Below are 21,599 nucleotides of genomic sequence, written 5' to 3'. Positions count from 1 at the left end.
TCCGGGACTGCCTCGTCGAACGGCGCCCCGTTCACGTCCACCGGCCGGTGCCGGCAGATGCGGCGCCGGTGAGCTGCCGGGCCAGGGCCGCGCGGCGTACCTTGCCGGTCCCGGTGCGGGGCACCTCGTCCCAGTTGAGGACGGTCGGGTCGCGCAGCGGGGGCAGTCCCTGCGTGGCCTGCTTCCAGGCATCCGGGTCCAGTCGCCCGTCGGCGGTGACCACGACGGGCAGCGGATCGCCGTCCGGCGCGCCGAGGATCACGCATTCCAGGGCTTGCGGCAGTCGCTGCTCCAGTACGTCCTCGGTGCGCAGGCAGCTCATACCGGGCAGGGTGTCGGCGGCGCGGTCCAGGATGCTGACGCTGCCGTCGCGGTGGTGGACGCCCATGTCGCCCGTGGACCACCAGTCGCCGACGCGTTTGGCGTTCCAGCGGTCCTCTTCGCCGACGTAGCCCAGGGCGAGGGCGGGGGTGCGGACGAGGAGCAGACCGGGACGCCCACGCGGCACCGGGCGCAGCGTGTCCGGGTCCACCGCGCGCAGCCGGGTCCGGCCCGGCACGGGACGGCCGAGCCGGCGCGCCGTGGTCTCCGCGTCCGGGGCCAGCTCGGAGCGCCGCGTGTGGAAGCGGAAGGTCAGCGGTCCGGTCTCGGTCTGGCCCCAGCCCTGCATCCACAGCGGGCGGGCGCGGCGGCTGGCGGTCAGGTACGCGCGCAGGGCCGGCGGGTGCACGGCGTCGTAGGTGCTGATGTAGAGGCGGACGCGCCGGAAGGGGTTGTCCAGCCGGGTGGTGAGCGGCCGCAGCCGGATGTAGGAGGCGGGCAGGGCCTCGACCACGGTGGGCGGGTGGGCCCGTAGCAGCGGGTCGGCTGCCTCCGGGTCGTCGCCGGTGAGGATCACGATCCCGGCGGGCGCGAGCGACACGACGACGGCCGTCCAGCAGAAGGTGCGTCCGTGTCCGTATGCGCTGGCGTTGGCCAGGACGTCGTCCGGGCGGAGGCCGATGCCCGGGTAGCGCACCGCTTCGAAGCGGGCCAGCTTGTGCACGAGTGTGCGCGTGGAGTGGACCACCAGCTTGGGCACGCCGGTCGTCCCCGAGGTGTGATGGACGACCAGGGGTTCGTCGTCGTGGCGCCGCACCGGTGCGCAGGGGCGGGACGCGTCCAGCGCGGCCAGGTGGACCGTGCCGGGCGCGGCGGAGTCGACGGTGATGACGGTCGGGGCCGGTTCGCCGGCGGCGGTGTCCCGGCAACGGGCCAGCACCGCGGCGGTGGTGATCAGCGCGGCGGGCCGCAGCCGCTCCAGCAGGGTGACGAGGTTCGCGGTGTCGAGGCGGGCGGACAGCAGCGCGGGTACGGCGCCGAGGCGGACCGCGGCGCAGGCGAGCAGGTCGTAGTCCCAGTGGTTGTCCTTCACGATCGCCACGCGGTCCCCGGGCCGCACTCCGGCGTCGGCGAGGCGGGCCGCGGTGGCGCGGACCAGGCCGGCGAGTTCGGTGACGGTCCACCGGGTGCCTGCGTGCGGGGCGATGTCGAAGGGCCGGTCCAGGTGGACCACGGTCCGGGCGCCGCCTGCCGCCGCCTCGTCGAACAGGGTGCCCATGTCATGCGGTCGCAACGGTCTCCTCCGATCGGTCGGGGTCGGCCGGGGTGTTCCGTCCGAGCCTGCTCATGACGCGGGACGCGGCCAGCGCGCCCGCCCGCACGGCGCCTTCGGAGGCGGGCCGCAGCATGAGCCAGTCGCCGGCGTACTCCACGGCGCGCGCCGGACGGGACAGGAAGCCGGCGCGTTCGCGCAGGGCCTGGGGTGTGGCTTCCGGCAGGCCGTGGCGGAAGGCGTGCACGAGACGGTGGCGGCAAGCGCCGGCGATACCCGGGACATAGCGTTCCGCCGCGCGGACGAGGAGGTCGGCGGCCTCGTCGGGAGGGGCGTCCAGCAGCTCGGGGACCCGGCGCGGACCGGCCACGAGGGTGACCAGGCCCCGGCCCGCGGGTGCCCGGCCGGGGTCCTTGGCGTGATCGACGACGACGCCGGAGAGTACGTCCTCCTCGGCGGCCGGGGTGAGCAGGATGTGCACCGGCCGCCGGGCGGCCGGTGCGAGGGGGCGGTCCAGCAGGCAGCTGACCTTCAGCATGGGCGTGAAGGTGCAGGAGGTGAGGAAGGGCTGCTCGTCGGCGGGGGCGTCCGGGCGGAGGGCCGCCGCGACGGGTGCCGGTACGGCGAGCACGGCGGCCCGCGCGGTGACCTGCCCGTCGTCGAACCGCAGTACGGCGTGCCCGCCCGCGTCGGTGACCTCGCGTACGGTCCGGTCGGTGACGACTTCGGCACCGGCGGCCAGGCGGCGGGCCAGGAAGTCCATGCCGTCGCGGTAGGTGCGCCAGGCGGCGGGTGAACCGGCCTCCAGCAGCAGGCTGACCATGGGGGCGGCCGTGGACCGGGCGGTGTCCCAGCCGAAGAAGCAGCCGGCGACCGGCTGGAAGAGGTAGTCGTGCAGGTCGCGGTGGTAGCGGGCGGCCGTCTCCCGCACGGTGGCGGCGCCCAGCGGGCTGCTTTCGGGACGGTCACCGTCGAATCCGGCGCGGCGGCGGCCGGTCCAGGCGGAGAAGGCGGCCAGGTCGAGCCGCGCCCGGGGGGACAGGCCCGCTCCGGTGATCGCGGCCGTGCTCTCGCCGACGCCCAGGTGGGCGCGTCCGTCGCGCCAGACGGCCACCCCGCCGCCGACCCGGGGCACGTCCGCGGGAGTGACGCGCAGCCGGCGCAGCAGCTCCCAGGTCGCGCGGTAGCCGCGGGAGGCGACCTGTTCGGCGCCCGTGTCCACCGTCCAGCCCTCCTGGCGGATGCTGCGCATCCGGCCGCCGACGTCCGGCAGTTGCTCGTACACCCGGACGGCCAGCCCGGCGCGGCGCAGTTCGTGGGCGGCGGTCAGGCCGGCGATGCCCGCGCCGACGACGGCGACGTCGAGTTCGGGCTTCATACGGCGGCTCCCGTGCCGACGACGACGTTGGCCACGGTCATCAGCACCACGCTCAGCCGGTGCACCGCGAAGCCCGTCCGGCGGGCGGTCATGATGTCGCCGCGGACGAACCCGGTCAGGTACTGACGGGCCCGCAGCGCGGTCGCCGGCAGCATCACCAGCACGAACCACCAGGGGGCCACCCCGGTGGCCGAGGCGACCGCGCCGATGAGGAACTCGGCGACCGACAGGGCTCCGATGAAGACGGCGTTGCCCCGCTCGGAGACCAGGGCGGCCACGGTCGGACGGCCCACGGCCCGGTCGCCGGCCACGTCGTTGGTGTTGGAGTAGACGCCGAACATCAGCGGCCCGAACCCGAACAGCACCGCCTGCACCATCAGGAAACCGGAGAAGCCCCCCGTCACCAGGCCGTACGGAACGATCACCAGCACGGCGCCGAGGACGACCAGGAACACCTCCTGGAATCCGTGGTAACTGATCTTCAGGCCGTACGAGTACTGCAGCGACACCGCGAACAGCGCGCCCGCCGTCACGAGCGCCCACAGCGGGTGGTGCGGCGCGAGCGCGGCGGCGCCCGCCCAGAGCACGGCCCCGGCCGCCGCGCAGGCCCAGGCGAAGCGAAGTGCCTGGGGCACCGTCAGCGCCCCGGCGACCAGGGGTTTGCGTGCCTTGCTGCGCAGCGGGTTGTCAGGGCCGTAGTTGGTGAGGTCGCTGCCGTCCCGGAACCCGGTGACGTCGTCCAGGGCGACCATCGCCATGAGGACCGCGACTTCGCCGGCCAGGAACAGCGCCAGCACCAGTGCCTGCCGGGCGGTGAAGGCGCCGGCCGGGAACAGCGCGGCGGTCAGGGCGAGGAAGATGCCGAGGTAGTAGTCGTACACGTCCAGCTTGCCGAGCCGCGCGTACGCGCGCAGCCGGCTGTGGCCGTGGGCGGTCGCGGCGGGACGGCCGGCCGCGATGCTTTCCGTCATGGGTGACCTCTTGGGGTGTCGGCGTCCGAAGGGGGGTGCCGCTCGCCCGGACAGCGGGATGGGCGAGGCGGGCGGTCGCGGGTCGACGGTGTTCGAGGCGGGCGGTCGCGGGTCAGCCGCGCTCGGTGGCGAAGGCGCACACGAGGTCGGCGACGTGCTCGACCTGTGCGTCGGTCAGCAGGTGGTGCACCGGAAGGGCGAGATGGCGGCGGGCGGCCTGTTCGGCGCGCGGCCAGCGGGCACCGGGCGGCGCGTAGGGGGCGAAGGCACGGTGGGCGGGCAGGGGCTGCGGATAGTAGACGTGCGTGGCCACCCCCGACTCGGCCAGGTGGGCGCCGAGAGCGTCCCGGTCCTCGGCGAGGACCGTGTACACGTAGAAGCACCGGCCGTCCGGGCCGGGCGGCGGCGGTGCCACACCGTGGCCGGCCAGCGGCGTGAAGCGTTCGGTGTAGTACGCGGCGATCTCCGCCCGCCGCGCCAGCCGCGCCGGGAAACCGGGGTAGCGGTACGTCTGGAAGGCGGCCTGGATCTCGTCGAAGCGGCTGTTGAGCCCGATGGCGTGGTGGACGAACCGGCGGCCGGCGTACTGGCCGTGGTTGCGCAGCATCCGCACTTTCTCGCCCAGTGCCGGGTCCCGGGTGACGACCACGCCGCCCTCTCCGGGCATGCCGCAGGTCTTGACCTGCACGAAGGAGTAGAGCCCCGCCTCGCCCCACAGCCCGGCCGGGACGCCCCGCAGTACGCCGCCCTGGGCGACCGCCGAGTCCTCCAGCAGGCGCAGTCCGTGCCGCCGGGCCAGTTCGGCGAAGCGTGGCATGTCGGCCATGACGGAGAACATGTGGGCCGGCAGCACCGCCTTGGTCCGCTCGGTGACGAGCCGCTCCGCCTCGTCCGGGTCCATGGTCATGGTGTCCGGCCGGATGTCGGCGAAGACCGGTGTGGCCCCGACATCGACCACCGAGGCGGCCAGGGGCGCGCAGCCGAACGCCGGCACGATCACCTCGTCACCGGGAGCCACGTCCATGGCCCGCAGCACCAGCGAGAGCGCCGACGTGCCACTGGAGCAGGCGACCACGTCGGCGGCCCCCAGGTCCTCGCGCAGCAGGTCCTCGAAGGCGGCGGTGCGCCTGCCCAGGATGAACCGCTGCTCCGGGTCGAGGCCCACCTCGCGGACCAGCCCGATCAGTGCGGGGCGGTCGGCTGCGAAGAGGGCGGGAGGGAAGAACGGGACGGCGGGAGGGAGCGATGCGGTCATGCGGTCGTCCTCGTTCCGGCGAGGAAGGAGCGGATGGTGTCGCAGACGCGGTCCAGGTCGTCGGCTCCGAGATCGGGGTGGAAGGGCAGGGCGACGGCGTGCCGGGCCGCCGCTTCGGCGTGGGGGAACTCGCCCTGTCGGTGGCCCAGGTGCGCGAGGGCGGGCTGGTGGGGCAGCGGCACCGGGTAGTAGACCTCGGTGCCGATGCCGTGCCGGTCAAGGTGGTCGACGAGGGCGTCCCGGTGCTCGGTCTCGATCAGGTAGACGTAGTGCACGTCGCGGTCGTCCGGTGTTCCCGCGGTGGTCCGCGGCAGGCGGATGATCCCCGGCGCGTCCCGCAGACGGGCGGTGTACGCGTCCGCCAGTTCGGCCCGGCGCGCGATGTGCTCCTCGAGGAGGGTCAGCTTGGCGAGCAGGACGGCCGCCTGGATGTCGTCCATCTTGCTGTTCGCGCCGGGCAGGACGCTTTCGGTGGAGATGGCCGGGAAGTTGTTCAGCGTGCGGCCCGTCCTGCCGTGGTGGCGCAGCGCCGCGACGGTGGCCGCGACCTCCGGCTCGTCGGTGAGCACGGCTCCCGCGTCGCCGAGCGCGCCGAGTGTCTTGGAGGGGAAGAACGACAGGACGCCGCCGACCCCGTGCCGGCCGGCGTGCACTCCGCGTCGGCGCATGCCGATCGCCTCGGCGCTGTCCTCGACGACTGTCAGGCCGTGCTGCCGGGCGACGGCGGTGACGGCCGCCATGTCCGCCATCGTGTGGAACAGATGCACCGGCATCACGAACCGGCTCCGCGGAGTGACGGCCGCCTTCAGCGCCGCGGGGTCCATCGCGTACGTCTTCGGATCGATGTCGACGAACTGCGGTGTCCCGCCTGCCAGTACGACGGCCGAAGCGGTGGCGAAGAACGAGTACGCCGGCACCAGGACACCGTCGCCGGGGCGCAGTCCGCAGGCGCGCAGCAGCAACACCAGCGCGTCCGTGCCGCTGTTGACGCCGATCACATGCCGGGCGCCGGTGTAGTCCGCGAGCGCCGCCTCGAGCTGCCCGACCTGTTTTCCGTGGGAGAACTTGCCGCTGTGGAAAACGTCATCCAAGGCCTTTTCGATGGATGGCCACAGTCGTTCGAAAGTCGCGGCCTGAGAGAAGAAGGGAATTCGACCGGCCGTTCCCGGCGCGGTCGGTAATACATCCCCGGTGCGCGCCGGAATCTGTCCACTGGAAGGCAATCTCTCACCTGTCTCCGTCGTGTCAGTGGAATGCCCACGCTAATCGGACTTCCAGTCGACGGAGAAAGGGAAAGGATCATCTTCACACGTTCTGGGGAATGACGTTCCGGACGTCTTGACCATTTCCGCACGGTGCCTCAACAGTGGTGCGACCCACCGGAGTTGTGCGCGGCGCAGCGAATTGCCCGCGCCCGTTTCCTTCCCGTTCCCCTCTCAGGAGGCCCTGTGCTGCAGCCCCTCGTGGTCGGGCTCGGCCGGTCCGGATCAGGACTGCATCTGAAGACGCTCGGCAGTCTGGCCCGGCGGACCGCGGCCACGGGAGATCCGCTCGTCGCCCTGCCCGCGGTCGGCTGCGACCCGCGCGCCGACAGTCTGCGGCTCCCGGGCACGCCCGGCGAGGTCACGGCCGTCACCACACTGGAACAGGCCCTGCGGTACGTGGACCCCGCCACCGCGGTGGTCCACGTGTGCACACCGCCCCGGCTGCGCCACGACCTCCTCGCGGAGCTGGCCGGACACGGCTTCCGCCGGATGATCGTGGAGAAACCCCTAGCCACGTCCATGGACGAACTCGACGCCCTGATCCGGCTGCGTCAGGAGGCCGGGCTCGATCTCGTGACCGTCGCCCACTGGATCACCTCCCGGCTCGCCGGCCGGTTACGCCGGCTGGTGAGTGGCGGACGGCTCGGCTCCCTGCGTCGTATCACCGTCGACCAGCACAAGCCCCGCTTCCTGCGCTCCCTGGCGACCGACGGGCATCCGTCCGCCCTGGACGTGGAGATCCCCCACTCCCTGGCGCTCGCGCTCGATCTGGCCGGACCGGCCGAGCTCCGGGCCGCGCGCTGCTGGGACCTGCGCTGCGAGGACCGCGGACTGCCCGGCCTCGGCGGCGCGCACGTCGAACTGGAGCACCGTTCGGGCGTGGTGACGCTGCTGCGCTCCGACCTCGGCGCACCGGTCCGCCAGCGCAGCGTCGTCTGCGAGTTCGACGGCGGGACGGCCACGGCCCACTTCCCCCTCAGCGAGGACGACGACCACGCGCAGTTGGTCGTCGACCCCTTCGACCGCGGTACGGCTGCCCCGCCGTCCGGAGTCCTCGACGCGGACGGAGGGCCCGGGATCGGACACCACGTCTTCCGGGACGACGCCCTGACCGACTTCCTGGACGTCGCCTACCGCGGCTTCTCCTCCGACGCCGGGAGCGTCGGGAACTTCCCGCTCGCCTGCGCGACCGCCCGGCTGCTGTGCGCGGCCCGGGAACACTGCGCCGTCACACCGCGCGCCGGCGCCGGGAGCCGCTGACATGTCCCGGCACTGCGCCGCCGGATCCGGCGTCCGGGGGTTCGGGCCGCTCACCGGCATCGGCGACGAGGCGGCGCCCGGCACCGACGGGCAACTGGCAGCGCTGCGAAGGCTCGGCTGGAACGCCATCGAACTGCGCACGGTCGACGGCACGGCTCTCGCCGACCTCTCCGCGGCCGCCTTCGGCACGCTGGCCCGGCGGCTCGCGGACCAAGGCGTCGCCGTGACAGCCGTCGCCTCCCGGATCGGCAACTGGTCCCGTCCCATCACCGGCGACCTCGGCCAGGACCTGGCGGAACTCGACGTCCTCGCCGAGCGCTGCGCCACCCTCGGCTGCCGTCTGGTGCGGATCATGTCGTACCCCAACGACGGTCTGACGGAGACCGAGTGGGCCGACCGCGTCCTGACCCGCACGGCCGTCCTGGCGGACCGCGCCCAGCGTGCGGGCCTGGTGCTGATGCACGAGAACTGCGCGGGCTGGGCCGGTGACCGGGCCGACCGCGCGCTACGACTCCTGCGCGCCGTGGACAGCCCCGCCCTGCGGCTGCTGTTCGACACCGGCAACGGCGTCCCGTACGGCTACCGCGCCCCGGACATGCTCCGCGACCTCGCCCCGTACGTCATCCACGTCCACATCAAGGACGCCGTCCGCACCCCGGACGGCCGCACCGCCTACACCCTGCCCGGCGAGGGTGCGGCCGGGGTGGTGGAATGCCTGGAGCTGCTGGCCGCCCACGGGTACACCGGAGCACTGTCCCTCGAACCCCATCTCGCGGTTCGCCCCCACGAAGGGCCGGCCCGGGCCGGTGAGGACGCCGCCGACCTGTTCGTCCGGGCCGGACAGGCGCTCGCCGGGCTGCTGGGCGCCGGACAGCCGGTTACCGGCCCGCTGGACGGCCCGGAGTGAGCGACCTCTTCACCGGCCGGCACCGGGAGTTGCTCCTGGACCTGCTGCGCCTGCCGAGCGTCAACCCCCTGGATGCCGGCCCGGACGATCCGCCGTCCCGGCTGCCGGAGATCCTCCAGCGGTACGCGACAACCGCCGCCGAGGCGGGATTCCGCACCGTGCGTCTTGGTAGTCCGCCCGCCGCCTGCCTGGACCGCCCGGGTGTGCCGTCCACGGTCCGCCGCGCCGCCGCCCGCGATCCGCGTTTCCTCGCGGACCAGCCCAGTCTGCTGCTGCGGCTGGGACCCGAACGTCCCCCTGCGCACACCGTGATGTTCAACGTCCACCTGGACACCGTCGCCGGGTACACCCCACCCGCCTTCGACGGCGCGCGGTTCACCGGCCGTGGCGCGGTCGATGCCAAGGGACCCGCCGTGGCCCTGCTCGCCGGACTGCGGGCCGCCGCGTCCCACCCCCCCGTCGGACGGGACGTCACCGTGCTGCTCCAGGCCGTCGCCGGGGAGGAGGGCGGCGCCCTGGGCACCTACGGCACCCGCCCGCTGCTGGAGGCCGGGCACCACGGCCGCCTCAACGTGTTCTGCGAGCCGACCGGACTGCGCGCGCTGCCCCGGGCCACCGCCGCGATGACCGCGCGGATCACCGTCGCGGGCGAGGACGCGGTGGACGACCATCCGGACGCCGGACACAACGCCACCGTGCTGCTGGGCTTCCTGTCCCAGCACCTCGCCGCCCGCCTTGACGGGGCCGTACCCGGTACGCGGGTGTGCGTCGCCGGACTGCACACCGGCCGTACGCACAACCGCGTCCACGGCACCGGCACGCTGCTGATGAACCTGTCGTACCGCCGCACCGCCGACGGCGACCGCCTGAAGACCGAGGTCACCCAGCACGTCGCCGACGGCCTGCGCCGCTTCACCGAACTCTTCGCCCACACCCGCGAGTTCACGCGCACGGCGCGGGACGCGGCACGGATCACCCGGCTCGGCTGGGACAAGCACAGCCTGCCCGCGCTGGACGACGCCGACCCGTGGGCCGAGGAACTCCTGGCCCGCGCGGGAGCCCGGCCGGCGGCCGGCGACCCCGGCTTCACGTGCGACGCCATCTGGGCGGCCGGCCTGGACGACGCCTTCACCACCGTCCTGGGACCCGGCTGTCTCGCCGCCAACCGCGCCCATGCGCCCGGTGAGTTCGTCGACCTCGCCGACCTGGAGGAGTTCGCCGGCGTGGTCCGCCGACTCGTCACGTTCTTCGCCGAAGCGGTGCCTACGGCGCCGGCGCAGCGACCTCCGTAGCGCACCCCACCCCCGACGGAACGACCTACAAAGACAACGGCCCGCCCCGTAAGGAATCCCGTATGACGGCACCCACCGCCCCGCGAGCGGCGGCCGAGCACACAACCGTCCTCGTCGACCACGCTGAGCTGCATGCCTCGCTCACCGGCCTCTTCACCGGCCACGGCATCCCGGACGCGCGGGCCCGGCTCGCCGCGGACGCGCTGTGTCACGGCGACCTGACCGGGCTCGACTCGCACGGCGTGTTCAACCTCACCCGGCTCTACCTGCCGTTGCTGGAGTCCGGCCGTTGCGACCCCCGCGCCGAACCAGAGGCCCTCAACGACCTGGGCGCCTGCGTGGTCGTCGACGCTCGACGCGCCCTGGGCCTGTGGGCCGCGGCCGAGGCCATGGACGACGCCGTGGCACGGGCCGGACGGCACGGGGTCGGGCTGGTGTCGGTGCGCGGGGCGACCCACTTCGGGTGCGCCGGCTTCCACGCCGTGCGCGCCGCGCACGCCGGGATGATCGGCGTGGTCGCGAGCAACTGCGGCGGCCAGCGCATCGCACGCCCCCCGGGCGGCGCGGTGGCGATGCTCGGCACCAACCCGCTGAGTGTCGCCGCGCCGGCCCTCGACGGACACCCGTTCCTGCTGGACATGAGCACCACCGTCGCGCCCACCGGGCGGGTCCGCGTCGCCGCCCGCCGCGGCACCCCGGTGCCCGCCGGCTGGCTGGAGGACGCGGCGGGAGCCCCGGTGACCGACCCGGCGGCCTTCGACCGCGGCGAGGCCTTCCTGCGCTGGCTGGGCGGCACGGCCGAGACCGGCGTCCACAAGGGCTACGGGCTCGGCATCGCCGTGGAACTGCTGGCCGCCCTCGTGTCCGGCGCGGCCGTCGGCCCCGCGCCCGCCGCGCTGGAAGGCGACGGCCGGCCGCACGGCAGCGACGACGGCATCGGCTTCTTCCTCCTCGCGATCGCCCCGGAGGTGCTGCGCCCCGGCGCGGACGTGGCCGCCGCGACCCGGTCCCTGTTCGGCGCACTCGTCGACTGCCCACCGGTACCCGGCGGCGAGCCGGTGCGCTATGCGGGCTGGCGGGAGGCGGAACTCGCCACCGAGCGCCGCCGCCACGGCATCCCCCTGCCCCCGCACCTCCACGCGGAACTGACCGCCCTCGGTCTCCTCGGCGGTCCCGGGAGTCCGCGATGACCGGACCCTTGCGGCTCGGCGTCGTAGGTCTCGGCGCCATCTCCCCCTACTACCTGGCCGCCGCGGAACGGCTGCCCGAGTGGCGGCTGACCGCCGTGTGCGACACCCGCGCCCAGACCCTGGAGCAGTTCCCTGGCCCGGTGGCACGCTTCAGCGACCACCGCACGCTGCTGGACCGGGCACGACCGGACGCCCTCGTCGTGGCCGTGCCCAACGACGTTCACCTGCCCCTGTGCCGGGACGCCCTGGCCGCCGGCGTCCCGGTCTGCGTCGAGAAGCCCCTCGCCCTGACCGCGGCCGAGGGGTCCGTGCTGGTGGATCTGGCACGGCGCTACGAAGTCCCGCTGCTGACGGCGTTCCACCGCCGCTACAACGACGCCGTCCGCGCACTGGCACGCCGGACGACGGGCCGGGAGATCCGCTCCGTCCGCGTGCGCTATCTGGAGCGCATCGAGGAGCACCTCGGCGGCGAGGACTGGTATTTGGACCCGGCCCGCTGCGGCGGCGGCTGTGTGGCGGACAACGGCCCCAACGCCCTCGACCTGGTGCGGCTCCTGCTCGGTGAACTCGCCGTCACCGGCTGCGAGATCCACCGCGACGGTTCCGGCGTCGACCGTCAGGCGGTGATCCGCCTGCGTGGCCGTACGGGAACCACGGCCTCGGTCGAGCTGGACTGGTCGTACCCGGGAGAACGCAAGGACATCGAGGTGGAGCTGGCCGGCGGAGAGGTGCTGCACGCCGACATGCTGGCCGGACACGCCGGCTTCAAGGCGTCGCTCTGGCACGAGTACGAGGCGATCCTCACCGAGTTCGCCGCGCTGGTCCGTACCGGTGCCCCGGCCGGCCCGGGGGCGCACGGCGGCCTGGCCGCGCTGGAACTGGTGGAGGCGGCCTACCGCTGTGCCCGGCCCGCGTTGGACGCGACCGCAGCGGAGGCGGACCGGTGAATCCGGCGGAGGACGGCCCGAAGCGCGTGGTGCGCGGATCACTGGTCAAGGTGCTCGTGCATCGCCGCACGGACCGGGGCATGCGGCTGGAGGAGCACGCGGCACGCTGCGTGCGCCGGGGCGAGGTGCACGAACTGGTCACCACCGACCAGTGGGACCCGCGCCCGGGCGCCCGGATCGACCGGGTGGGTTTCCTGGGCTTCGCCGAGCTGTTGTGCGGCGGGGTGATCGACCGGGGTGACCTGGTGCGGATCGGGGACACGACCGTCGGCACGGTGCTCGGCTTCGACGCCTGCCACCTACCGAACCACTACAACATCCTGATCCACGCGGCGCGTCCGGTCAGCGGCGGGGACCTTGGCCTGCGGCCGGAGACCACCGTCACCTTCGTCCAGGGCCGGGCCGGGAGCCACGGCACGGTTCCCGCGCCGCCCGGTGCCTGAAGGGCATCTGGCTGTGGAACCCGGGTGGTTGCCCACCCGGGTCACAGCTGCCGCTCGGGCAGCTCAGCCGAGCAGGTCAGCCGAGCAGGTCGACCTCCAGGCGGCCGAAGTGGAAGTCACGGACGACCTGCAGCAGTTCGTCCTCGGACAGCCTTCCGTCGCCGTTCGTGTCCACCTTCTGGAACATCTTCCCGGCCTGGGAGGCCGGCACGCCGACGGCGGACAGCCAGGCCTGGAACTCACGGGCGTCGATCTCGCCGTCGTGGTTGTCGTCGCACAGGCGGATCAGCGCCTTCACGACGGGAGAGAGCGCGCGGTTGAAGCTCGCCTCCCCCTCCTTGAACAGCATCTCCCCCGTGGCGTCGAGGAACTGCTCCCGGCTGATGGCGCCACCGGCCGGGACGCCGGCCTTCTGGGCCAGATGCTGGTACAGCCCCTGGAACGCGCTGTGGAGCTCCTGCACTTCCGGGGAGTCGGCGCTCTTGCCGAGGTTCTGGGCGATCCGGGCGGCCTCGCCCTGGAAGTCGCTCGCCTCCAGGACGCCGTTGCCGTCGGTGTCCCACTTCTCGAAGCGCTTCACCAGGCGGTCGTTGGCGACAGCGGTGCTCATGTGTCTCTCCTAGTCTCGGACGGTGTCCGATGGTTTCGAGTGGTGTCGGGTGGATGACGGACCGCGGCACCTGGGCAGGGCCGCGACCGCGCAGGGCGGTACCGCTGCGCGGGCTCTGGGGCCGGCGACGGCCGGCAGGGGGAGACGCCGGCTCAGGCCGACGCGAGGAGGCACCGGCTCCAGCCGGCGCGAGGATCAGAGAAGGGTGACCCGGCTGCCCACGGCTTTGCCGCGGGTGTCGAGCAGGGCGCAGCGGGCCTGGCCCAGTGCTTCCCTGGCGTAACAGGCGTGGTCCTGCAACAGGATCGCCACATCGGCCTGGGCCATGGCTTCCTGGAGGTTTTCGGTGCGCGGCAACGACCGTCCGCCGACCGTGAACTCGGCTATGTACGGGTCGTGGTAGGACACCTCGGCACCGGCGGCGAGCAGTCCTGCCGCCACCGGGTGCGCCGGCGTCTCCCGGACGTCGGCCACATCCGCTTTGTAGGTGATGCCGAGCAGCAGGGCGCGTGCGCCCTCAGGGCGGCCCCGGACGTCGGTGAGCAGACCCAACGCTCGGTCCACGACATGGTTCGGCATACGGCCGAGGACCTCGTGGGCGGCTGCCAGCGTGCGGAAGGCGAAGCCCTGGGATTCGGCCCGCGCGGCGAGATAGCGGGGGTCGACGGGAATGCAGTGTCCGCCGACGCCGGGGCCGGGCCTGAAGGGTGCGAAGCCGAACGGCTTGGATGCGGCGCAGTGCAGCACGTCCCAGATGTCGATGCCGGTCTCGTGGCAGAACAGTGCCACTTCGTTGACCAGGGCCATGTTGACGTACCGGTAGGTGTTTTCCAGGAGTTTGGCCATCTCCGCCTCCCGCGTACCGCGAGCTACGACGAGGTGGTCCACGAACCGGGAGTAGAACGCGACGGCGTACTTGGCGCACAGCGCGCTGCAACCGCTCACGACCTTGGGCGTGTTGCGGATGGTCCACGTCTCGTTGCCGGGGTCGATGCGCTGCGGCGAATACGCAAGGTGGAAGTCCTCGCCCGCCTGCAGCCCGCTGCCCTGCTCCAGCAGCGGCCGCACGACGTCCTCCGTGGTGCCGGGATAGCTGGTGGACTCCAGGACGACGAGCATGCCGGGGCGCAGCCGGGCGGCGACGACCCGGGCTGCGTCCTCGACCGCGGACAGGTCGGGTAAGCCCTCCGGTGTGAGTCCGGTCGGCACACAGATCACCACGGTCTGCGCGCCGTCCAGGATTGCTGGGTCGGTCGTGGCATGAAAGCCCGCGCCCAGCATGCCCGCGACCTCGGCGTCCAAGACGCCGCCGACATGGGAGCGGCCTGCGGCGAGTCCCGACACCACCGTGCCGGACACGTCGTACCCCACGGTCGCCAGACCTGCCGAGACGGCGGCTCTGGACAGCGGCAGCCCGACATGCCCCAGCCCGATGACGACGAGATCGGTGGCCATGTGCGTACGTTCTCCTGAGGGTGTGGGGGTGAACGGAAACAGGAGGGGCTCAGGCGGAGAAACTGCCGCTGCCGGGCGCGACGTGCGAGCCGTATCCGGGCTCCACGGTGAGGCCGGGTGTCAGACAGAACGGGTCGGCGTGGACGGTGACCGGACGATCGGTGTGGTTCGTCAGCACATGCGCGTCGAGCGGAAGCTTCTGGCACCCTTGCGGATCGCGATAGACAGTCAGCGGCGTCGCTTCGGTGGTGAACACCACCACATCGCCCTGCTCCGCCGCGGCAGCCGTGCCGGTGGCGGCGCTTGCCGCGAGCAGCGCACCGGCGGCGGCGAACATGAAGACAGCGGCGCAACGCATGAATTGGTCCTTTCGGCAGCGTGTTGTCGAAATGATTCTTTTCAGGAGATGCACCCGCTAAGCACGGCCCACCCCGATCCGCCCGAACCAGTGATGCAGTCAAGTGGAGTTGACGTCACGGTCGGTCACACGCGCGCCCCGTCGGTATCCGACGCGCACGGGGCGGACGGCACGCGGCCGGCCCGTACACCCGCAATTCCCGCGAAGGGGCACTCGACTACGACCCGACACTGTCATCGCCGTAGGGGCACAGACCCATCCCGAAGCCGCGCGCCTTTACTTCGCCGGATACACCAATCCACTCACAGGTGTCCTTCGTCAGGCCGGCATCGAGGCTCACGCCATCGCCCACGCGCTACGACGCGAGACAGTGCGGGTCCCTCTTCCCGAGGTAGCGGTCTCACCGTGACCTCGAGGCTCGGCCCGCTGGGCCCCTGGGCGGCAGGCATCACCCTCGCAAGAACCGAGGAGAACGCATCCAACATCTAGCGAGACGCCCACGAAGCCGCAGGTCAAGCCCACTCGCCGGTACCACGGACTCGTTCCACGTCGGGCATTTCGGGCAACACGTCGAGCGCACCCGGACGCGCCCGAGCGGCCGAGGAAAACTGCGGGTCACAGTCCCTTTGTGGCGGGCTCAAGAACCGCCACGCACTCCACATGATGAGTCATCGGAAACAGATCGAACGCCCGCAACATCCGCACCCGATACCCCCCATCCCGGAAATACCCCAAGTCCCGCGCCAGCGCCGCCGGATCGCACGCCACGTACGCGATACGACGGGCGCCGAGCGAGGAGAGATGCTCGACCGTCTTCCGGCCCGCTCCCGCCCGAGGCGGGTCGAGGACGATCAGGTCGACCTCGGTGATGCCCGTGCGCGGCAGGACCGACTCGACCTTGCCCTGTTCGATGCGGACGCGGGGGAAGTCGGCGAGGTTGTGCCGGGCGTCTTCGACGGCCCGCTTGCCGGATTCGATGCCGAGCACCGCGCCCTTCTCGCCGAGCCGGTCGGCCAGGGCGCCGGCGAAGAGGCCGACGCCGCAGTAGAGGTCGAGCGCCATGTCGCCCTTGCGTGGGAGCAGCCCTTGCATGACCGCCGTCACGAGCGTGTCCGCGGCCTTCGGGTGGACCTGCCAGAAGCCGCCGTTGCCGACGCGGTGGGTGCGGCCGTCGGCGCGTTCGCGGACGAAGGGACGGCCGTGGACGCGGTGGACGCCGCCGTCCTTCTCCTCCACCCGCAGCACGGACACCGGCTTGTCCAGCTCGACGAGCGGCAGCCGCGCGCCCGGCCTCGGCGTCAGGATCACCTGGCGGTCCTGCGACCCCGTCGCCGCGATCGCCTCGACTGACTCCATGCCCGTCCAGTCACGCTTCTCGATGCCCAGCTCGCTGACACCCTCGGCCGCGATCATGCAGTGGTCGATCGGCTCCACCTCGTGCGAGCGGTGCCGGCGCAGACCCGCCCGTCCCGTCTCGGCGTCCACGGCGTACTGCACCCGCGTCCGCCACGCCGGGACCTCACCGGCGGGCAGCTTGTCGCCCTCGGCCGGCATCACCGTGCCGTCCCAGCCGGCCTCCTCGGGCGTCAGCCCCGCCAGCCGCTGCAACTGCTCGGCGATGACCTCGCCCTTCAGCCGCCGCTGGGCGCCGGGCTTGGCGTGCTGCCAGTCGCAGCCGCCGCAGCGCCCCGGACCGGCGTAGGGACAGGGCGCCTCGACCCGGTCCTTGGAGGCGGACAGCACCTCCACCGCGTCCGCGCGCAGGAAACGGGAGCCTTCCTCGCCCTCGGTCACCCGCGCCACGACCCGCTCACCGGGCAGCGCGTGCCGGACGAACAGCACCTGCCCCGACTCCGTACGGGCGATGCAGTGCCCGCCGTGTGCGACGGGCCCGATCTCGACCTCGTACTCCTCCCCGACCAGCGACTTCTTCGGTTCTGCCTGCATGGCGGGGTGACTCCACAACGTCAAAGGAAAAGGGAAACGGGCGGTCAAGGGGAACCGCGGGACAACAGCCCACCAGTCTACGTGCTCAGCCGCACGTCACTCCTTCCCGCTCGGCTCCTTCGCACTCGGCTCCTTCGGCCGCTGCTCCGCGGGACCACGCCGCACCGACCCCGGCGCGTTCCACTCCTTCCGCGCCCGCTTCTTCGCGAGCTCGGACGACTCCAGCTGGTAGGGCACCGAGGTCACCATGACACCCGGCGTGAACAGCAGCCGGCCCTTCAGGCGGAGCGCGCTCTGGTTGTGCAGCAGATGCTCGTACCAGTGGCCGACGACGTACTCGGGGATGATCACCGACACGGCGTCGCGCGGCGACTCCCGGCGCACGTTCTTGACGTACTCGATGATCGGCCGCGTGATCTCCCGGTACGGCGAGTCCAGCACCTTCAGCGGTACGTCGATCCCGCGCCGTTCCCACTCCGCGCGCAGCGCCTTGGTCTCGGCCGGGTCGACGTTGACGCTGAGCGCCTCGAGGGTGTCCGAGCGCATCAGCTTGGCGTAGGCCAGGGCGCGCAGGGTGGGGCGGTGGATCTTGGAGATCAGGACGACGGAGTGCACGCGGGACGGTCGTACGCTGTCGTCGCTCGGGCCCTCGGGGGCGGCGAGTTCCTCGGAGACGTGGTCGTAGTGGCGGCGGATGGCCGACATCGTGACGTAGAAGATCACCATGCCGAGCAGCGCGACCCAGGCGCCGTGGGTGAACTTGGTGACCAGGACGACGACCAGCACCAGGCCGGTGAAGAAGGCGCCGAAGGTGTTGATCGCGCGGGAGCGGATCATGTGGCGGCGCTTGGCGGGGTCCTTCTCGGTGGCGAGGTGGCGGTTCCAGTGGCGGACCATGCCGGTCTGGCTGAGCGTGAAGGAGACGAACACGCCGACGATGTAGAGCTGGATCAGCCGGGTGGAGTCGGCGCCGTACATCCACACCAGCAGAATGGCCGCGCCGGCCAGCAGCACGATGCCGTTGGAGAAGGCGAGCCGGTCGCCGCGGGTGTGCAGTTGGCGGGGCAGATAGCGGTCCTGGGCGAGGATCGAGCCGAGCACCGGGAAGCCGTTGTACGCGGTGTTGGCCGCGAGGAACAGCACCAGCGCGGTGGCCGTCGCGAGGATCACGAACAGGAAGCTGCCCTTGCCGAAGACGGCCTCGGCGACCTGGGTGATGACCGGGTTCTGGACGTAGTCGGAGCCGAGCGCGACACCGTTGCTGAGCAGGTCGACGGCCGGGTTCTCGGCCATGCGGACCTTGGTCGCCATGGCCAGCCCGATGATCCCGCAGAACATGGTGACGGCGAGCAGACCCATCATCGCCAGCGTGGTCGCCGCGTTCTTCGACTTGGGCTTGCGGAAGGCCGGGACACCGTTGGAGATCGCCTCCACACCGGTGAGCGCGGCACAGCCGGAGGAGAAGGCGCGCAGGAGCAGGAAGACCAGCGCGAAACCCGCCAGGCCCTGGTGCTCCGCCTTGATCTCGTACGACGCCGTCGGCGCCCGCATCGGGTCGTCGAGCACCAGCCCGCGGAACGCGCCCCACGCGATCATGATGAACACGCCCGCGACGAAGACGTACGTCGGGATCGCGAAGAGCTTGCCGGACTCCTTCACTCCGCGCAGGTTCATCAGTGTCAGCAGCACGATCACGGCGATCGCGCAGGCCACCTTGTGCTCGACCACGAAGGGGATCGCGGAGCCGAGGTTCTCGATGCCGGACGAGATCGACACGGCGACGGTGAGGACGTAGTCGACGAGCAGCGCGCTCGCGACGGTCAGGCCCGCCTTGTTGCCGAGGTTGGTGTTGGCCACCTCGTAGTCGCCGCCGCCGCTCGGGTAGGCGTGCACGTTCTGCCGGTAGGAGGCGACCACCGTGAACATCAGCACGACGACCGCGACCGCGATCCAGGGGCTGAAGTGGTATGCCGACACGCCCGCGATCGACAGGACCAGCAGCACCTCTCCGGGCGCGTACGCCACGGAGGACAGCGGGTCGGAGGCGAAGACGGGTAGGGCGATGCGCTTCGGCAGGAGTGTTTCCCCCAGCCGATCACTGCGCAGTGCGCGCCCGATCAGAATCCGTTTGGGCACGTCGGTCAGTTTGGACACAACAGAGGATCGTAGGCGTTCGAACGGGGGGCCGCCCACCTGCCACCCCACATCTGCTCACCGGGTGAAAACGGGGACCGGTGCGGGGGCGGTTTCCGCGGGCCGTCCGGCACCTATGCCTATATGACAAAACCCGGCCGTTGCCGACCTCTGGAGGATCCATGCACAGCACCGCCCAGCTGATCGGCGCCGCGGCCGCCCTCGTCGGCCTCGGCATCCTGACCCTGGTCAGCGTCCGCAGCATCAGCCGCCGCTGACCCGCTCGGACCCGTGCACGGGGGTCCCCTCCGCCGACCGCGCGTGTGTAGCTTGGGCGGCGGTCTGAGACCCTGTTCAGACCAAGTCAACGACTCTTTGACAGCGGAAGGACGGTCGTGCACATCGTCATCATGGGCTGCGGCAGAGTGGGCTCCGCTCTCGCCCAGACCTTGGAGCAACAGGGGCACACGGTCGCCGTGATCGACCAGGACCCCACCGCCTTCCGACGGCTCGGCTCCTCGTTCGGTGGCCGCCGGGTCACCGGCGTCGGCTTCGACCAGGACACCCTGCGCGAGGCCGGCATCGAGGAGGCGGGCGCCTTCGCCGCCGTCTCCAGCGGCGACAACTCGAACATCATCGCCGCCCGCGTCGCGCGCGAGATGTTCGGCATCGAGAACGTCGCGGCCCGTATCTACGACCCCCGCCGCGCCGAGGTCTACCAGCGCCTCGGTATCCCGACCGTAGCGACCGTCCGCTGGACCGCCGACCAGATGCTGCGCCGTCTGCTCCCCTCGGGTGCCGAGCCGTTGTGGCGCGACCCCACCGGCGGTGTCCAGCTGGCCGAGGTGCACGCCTCGTCCGCCTGGGTCGGTCACAAGATCAGCAGGCTGCAGGAGGAGACGGGCGTCCGCGTGGCGTTCCTGACCCGCCTCGGTGAGGCGATCGTGCCCAGCTCGCAGACGGTGCTGCAGGAGGGCGACCTGGTGCACGTGATGATGCGCACGGACGAGGTCGACAAGGTCGAGGCGGCGTTCGCCAAGGGTCCCGAAGAGGAGGGCGGTCACTGATGAGGGTCGCCATTGCCGGTGCCGGTGCGGTGGGCCGCTCGATCGCGGGCGAACTGCTGGAGAACGGCCACGAGGTCCTGCTCATCGACAAGGCGCCGACCGCGATCTCGGTCGAGCGCGTCCCGCAGGCGGAGTGGCTGCTCGCCGACGCCTGCGAGATCACGTCCCTGGACGAGGCCGCGCTCCAGCGCTGCAACGTCGTGATCGCCGCGACCGGCGACGACAAGGTGAACCTGGTCGTCTCCCTGCTGGCGAAGACGGAGTACGGCGTCCCGCGCGTCGTCGCCCGGGTGAACAACCCGAAGAACGAGTGGCTCTTCAACGAGTCCTGGGGCGTCGACGTCGCCGTCTCCACCCCCCGCCTCATGTCCGCCCTCGTCGAGGAGGCGGTCAGCGTCGGCGACCTGGTCCGGCTGCTGCGCTTCAGCCACGGCGACGCCAACCTCGTCGAGCTGACCCTGCCGGAGGAGTCGGCCCTGGCCGGCACCCGGGTCGGCGATGTCGAGTGGCCCCAGGACACGTCCCTGGTCACGATCATCCGCGGCAACCGCGTCCTCACCCCGTCCAAGGAGGACTCCCTGGAAGCCGGCGACGAACTGCTCTTCGTGGCAGCCCAGGCCCGCGAGGAACAACTGGAGGACCTGCTCTCGGTACGCCGCGAGGACACGGTGAGCTGAGCCGGTTCCGGTTCTACGACGACGGAGGGCGCCCTGCGATCGCAGGGCGCCCTCCGTCGTCGTAGAACCGCTTGCTACCCGTCCCGGCGGTGCCGGCCCGCCGTGGCCTCGTCGTGTTCCTGTGTGAGGGCCGCCTTGCGTTCCTGCTCGGCCTTTTCCTCCGCCTCCATCTCGGCGAAGACGTCGATGGGTGCCGGGGCCTTCGCGAGGAACACCCAGGTCAGCCAGACGGCCAGCAGGAACGGTGGGATCTTCAGGGCGACCAGGACCCAGCCGAGCTGGGTGGTGTCGGCCCACCAGTACAGCGGGAAGAGGATCGCGCACTTGGCGAGCAGGATCAGGCCCCAGGCGTAACTGGCCTTGGCGTACGCCTTCTTGCGGCCCGGGTTGCGGGTGCGCCAGGAGAGGTTCTCCTTGAAGACCGGGCCGAGGATCAGACCGAGCAGCGGGACGCCGGCCAGGGTCGTGATGATGTACGCGAGCGCCAGGCCCAGCGTGTAGAGCATGCCGGGCAGGTAGAAGTCCTTGGCGTTGCCCGTCATCATCGCGAACACGACACCGAACGCGACGCCGAAGACTCCGCTGAAGGCGTGCTTGACGGTGTCCCTCATCGCCAGACGGACCACGACCAGCAGCACGGACACACCGAGGGCGGCGATCGCCGACAGGTGCAGATCCTTGTTGATCGTGTAGATGGTGACGAAGAGAAGACCGGGCAACACCGTCTCGATCATGCCCCGCAGGCCGCCGAACGCCTCGAACAGCGCTGCCTCTGTCACCGCCCGGGCGTCGTGCCCGGCGGCTGCGGTGTCTTCGGTGTCTGTGGTCGGCTTGTCGAGCGACGTCACCG

General features: G+C 71.9%; 19 protein-coding genes. 8 read left to right on the top strand and 11 right to left on the bottom strand.

Features of this window, described 5'->3' with window-relative positions; all coding sequences use genetic code 11:
* Window positions 1–31: 31 nt before the first annotated feature.
* From KCH48_RS24910 to KCH48_RS24890, 5 genes are all read right to left on the bottom strand, one after another.
* Window positions 32–1,615, bottom strand: a complete 1,584-nt coding sequence (locus tag KCH48_RS24910) for a class I adenylate-forming enzyme family protein (protein ID WP_307840936.1) — start codon at window positions 1,613–1,615, stop codon at window positions 32–34.
* On the bottom strand, window positions 1,602–2,972 hold the full coding sequence (locus KCH48_RS24905) for an NAD(P)/FAD-dependent oxidoreductase (RefSeq protein WP_210576938.1): 1,371 nt from the start codon (window positions 2,970–2,972) through the stop codon (window positions 1,602–1,604). The genes KCH48_RS24910 and KCH48_RS24905 overlap by 14 nt, the downstream gene beginning before the upstream one ends.
* Window positions 2,969–3,943 (bottom strand): UbiA family prenyltransferase, encoded by a 975-nt coding sequence (locus tag KCH48_RS24900; protein ID WP_210576937.1) that lies wholly within the window; start codon window positions 3,941–3,943, stop codon window positions 2,969–2,971. Before KCH48_RS24900 ends, KCH48_RS24905 begins: the two co-directional genes overlap by 4 nt.
* A gap of 112 nt (window positions 3,944–4,055) precedes the next feature.
* Window positions 4,056–5,198, bottom strand: a complete 1,143-nt coding sequence (locus tag KCH48_RS24895) for a DegT/DnrJ/EryC1/StrS aminotransferase family protein (protein WP_210576936.1) — start codon at window positions 5,196–5,198, stop codon at window positions 4,056–4,058.
* The gene (locus tag KCH48_RS24890) at window positions 5,195–6,289 is read right to left on the bottom strand and encodes a DegT/DnrJ/EryC1/StrS aminotransferase family protein (RefSeq protein ID WP_246885804.1); all 1,095 of its coding nucleotides are present in this window, start codon (window positions 6,287–6,289) and stop codon (window positions 5,195–5,197) included. The genes KCH48_RS24895 and KCH48_RS24890 overlap by 4 nt, the downstream gene beginning before the upstream one ends.
* A gap of 357 nt (window positions 6,290–6,646) precedes the next feature.
* Between KCH48_RS24890 and KCH48_RS24885 the strand changes: the two genes are divergently transcribed.
* The 6 genes from KCH48_RS24885 (at window position 6,647) to KCH48_RS24860 (ending at window position 12,502) form a co-directional block, all read left to right on the top strand.
* Entirely contained in the window at window positions 6,647–7,723 is a 1,077-nt protein-coding gene (locus tag KCH48_RS24885) for a Gfo/Idh/MocA family protein (RefSeq protein WP_210576935.1), read from the top strand.
* A 1-nt stretch (window position 7,724) separates the two neighbouring features.
* Window positions 7,725–8,630 carry a sugar phosphate isomerase/epimerase gene (locus KCH48_RS24880; RefSeq protein ID WP_210576934.1) on the top strand — a complete coding sequence of 302 codons (906 nt, stop codon included), beginning with the start codon at window positions 7,725–7,727 and terminating at the stop codon, window positions 8,628–8,630.
* On the top strand, window positions 8,627–9,922 hold the full coding sequence (locus KCH48_RS24875) for a M20/M25/M40 family metallo-hydrolase (RefSeq protein WP_210576933.1): 1,296 nt from the start codon (window positions 8,627–8,629) through the stop codon (window positions 9,920–9,922). The genes KCH48_RS24880 and KCH48_RS24875 overlap by 4 nt, the downstream gene beginning before the upstream one ends.
* Before the next feature lie 62 nt (window positions 9,923–9,984).
* Complete coding sequence (locus KCH48_RS24870) at window positions 9,985–11,112, top strand: Ldh family oxidoreductase (RefSeq protein ID WP_210576932.1); 1,128 nt, start codon at window positions 9,985–9,987, stop codon at window positions 11,110–11,112.
* Window positions 11,109–12,059, top strand: coding sequence for a Gfo/Idh/MocA family protein (locus KCH48_RS24865; RefSeq protein WP_210576931.1), 951 nt, complete (start codon window positions 11,109–11,111; stop codon window positions 12,057–12,059). Before KCH48_RS24870 ends, KCH48_RS24865 begins: the two co-directional genes overlap by 4 nt.
* Window positions 12,056–12,502: a hypothetical protein gene (locus KCH48_RS24860; protein WP_210576930.1), complete on the top strand. Its 447-nt coding sequence runs from the start codon at window positions 12,056–12,058 to the stop codon at window positions 12,500–12,502. The genes KCH48_RS24865 and KCH48_RS24860 overlap by 4 nt, the downstream gene beginning before the upstream one ends.
* Before the next feature lie 76 nt (window positions 12,503–12,578).
* On the opposite strand, the gene KCH48_RS24855 is transcribed toward KCH48_RS24860, so the two are convergent.
* From KCH48_RS24855 to KCH48_RS24835, 5 genes are all read right to left on the bottom strand, one after another.
* Entirely contained in the window at window positions 12,579–13,112 is a 534-nt protein-coding gene (locus tag KCH48_RS24855; RefSeq protein ID WP_210576929.1) for an EF-hand domain-containing protein, read from the bottom strand.
* Window positions 13,113–13,307: 195 nt separating this feature from the next.
* Complete coding sequence (locus tag KCH48_RS24850; protein WP_210576928.1) at window positions 13,308–14,567, bottom strand: nucleotide sugar dehydrogenase; 1,260 nt, start codon at window positions 14,565–14,567, stop codon at window positions 13,308–13,310.
* 49 nt (window positions 14,568–14,616) lie between these two features.
* Window positions 14,617–14,904, bottom strand: a complete 288-nt coding sequence (locus KCH48_RS24845) for a hypothetical protein (protein WP_246885803.1) — start codon at window positions 14,902–14,904, stop codon at window positions 14,617–14,619.
* 636 nt (window positions 14,905–15,540) lie between these two features.
* Window positions 15,541–16,872: a class I SAM-dependent RNA methyltransferase gene (locus KCH48_RS24840; RefSeq protein WP_210576926.1), complete on the bottom strand. Its 1,332-nt coding sequence runs from the start codon at window positions 16,870–16,872 to the stop codon at window positions 15,541–15,543.
* A 96-nt stretch (window positions 16,873–16,968) separates the two neighbouring features.
* On the bottom strand, window positions 16,969–19,026 hold the full coding sequence (locus KCH48_RS24835; RefSeq protein WP_210576925.1) for an APC family permease: 2,058 nt from the start codon (window positions 19,024–19,026) through the stop codon (window positions 16,969–16,971).
* Between the two features lie 374 nt (window positions 19,027–19,400).
* Between KCH48_RS24835 and KCH48_RS24830 the strand changes: the two genes are divergently transcribed.
* A complete protein-coding gene (locus KCH48_RS24830) occupies window positions 19,401–20,072 on the top strand; it encodes a TrkA family potassium uptake protein (protein ID WP_210576924.1) in 672 nt (223 codons plus the stop codon).
* Window positions 20,072–20,749 (top strand): TrkA family potassium uptake protein, encoded by a 678-nt coding sequence (locus tag KCH48_RS24825; protein WP_210576923.1) that lies wholly within the window; start codon window positions 20,072–20,074, stop codon window positions 20,747–20,749. The genes KCH48_RS24830 and KCH48_RS24825 overlap by 1 nt, the downstream gene beginning before the upstream one ends.
* A 74-nt stretch (window positions 20,750–20,823) precedes the next feature.
* Here the strand turns inward: KCH48_RS24825 and KCH48_RS24820 are convergent, their stop codons facing one another.
* Window positions 20,824–21,597, bottom strand: a complete 774-nt coding sequence (locus tag KCH48_RS24820) for a DUF3159 domain-containing protein (protein WP_210576922.1) — start codon at window positions 21,595–21,597, stop codon at window positions 20,824–20,826.
* Window positions 21,598–21,599: the final 2 nt, after the last annotated feature.

This window comes from Streptomyces sp. GESEQ-4 (assembly GCF_017948455.1).
In the GTDB taxonomy this organism is placed as follows: Bacteria; Actinomycetota; Actinomycetes; order Streptomycetales; family Streptomycetaceae; genus Streptomyces.
This window is presented reverse-complemented; position numbering and strand designations above follow the sequence as displayed.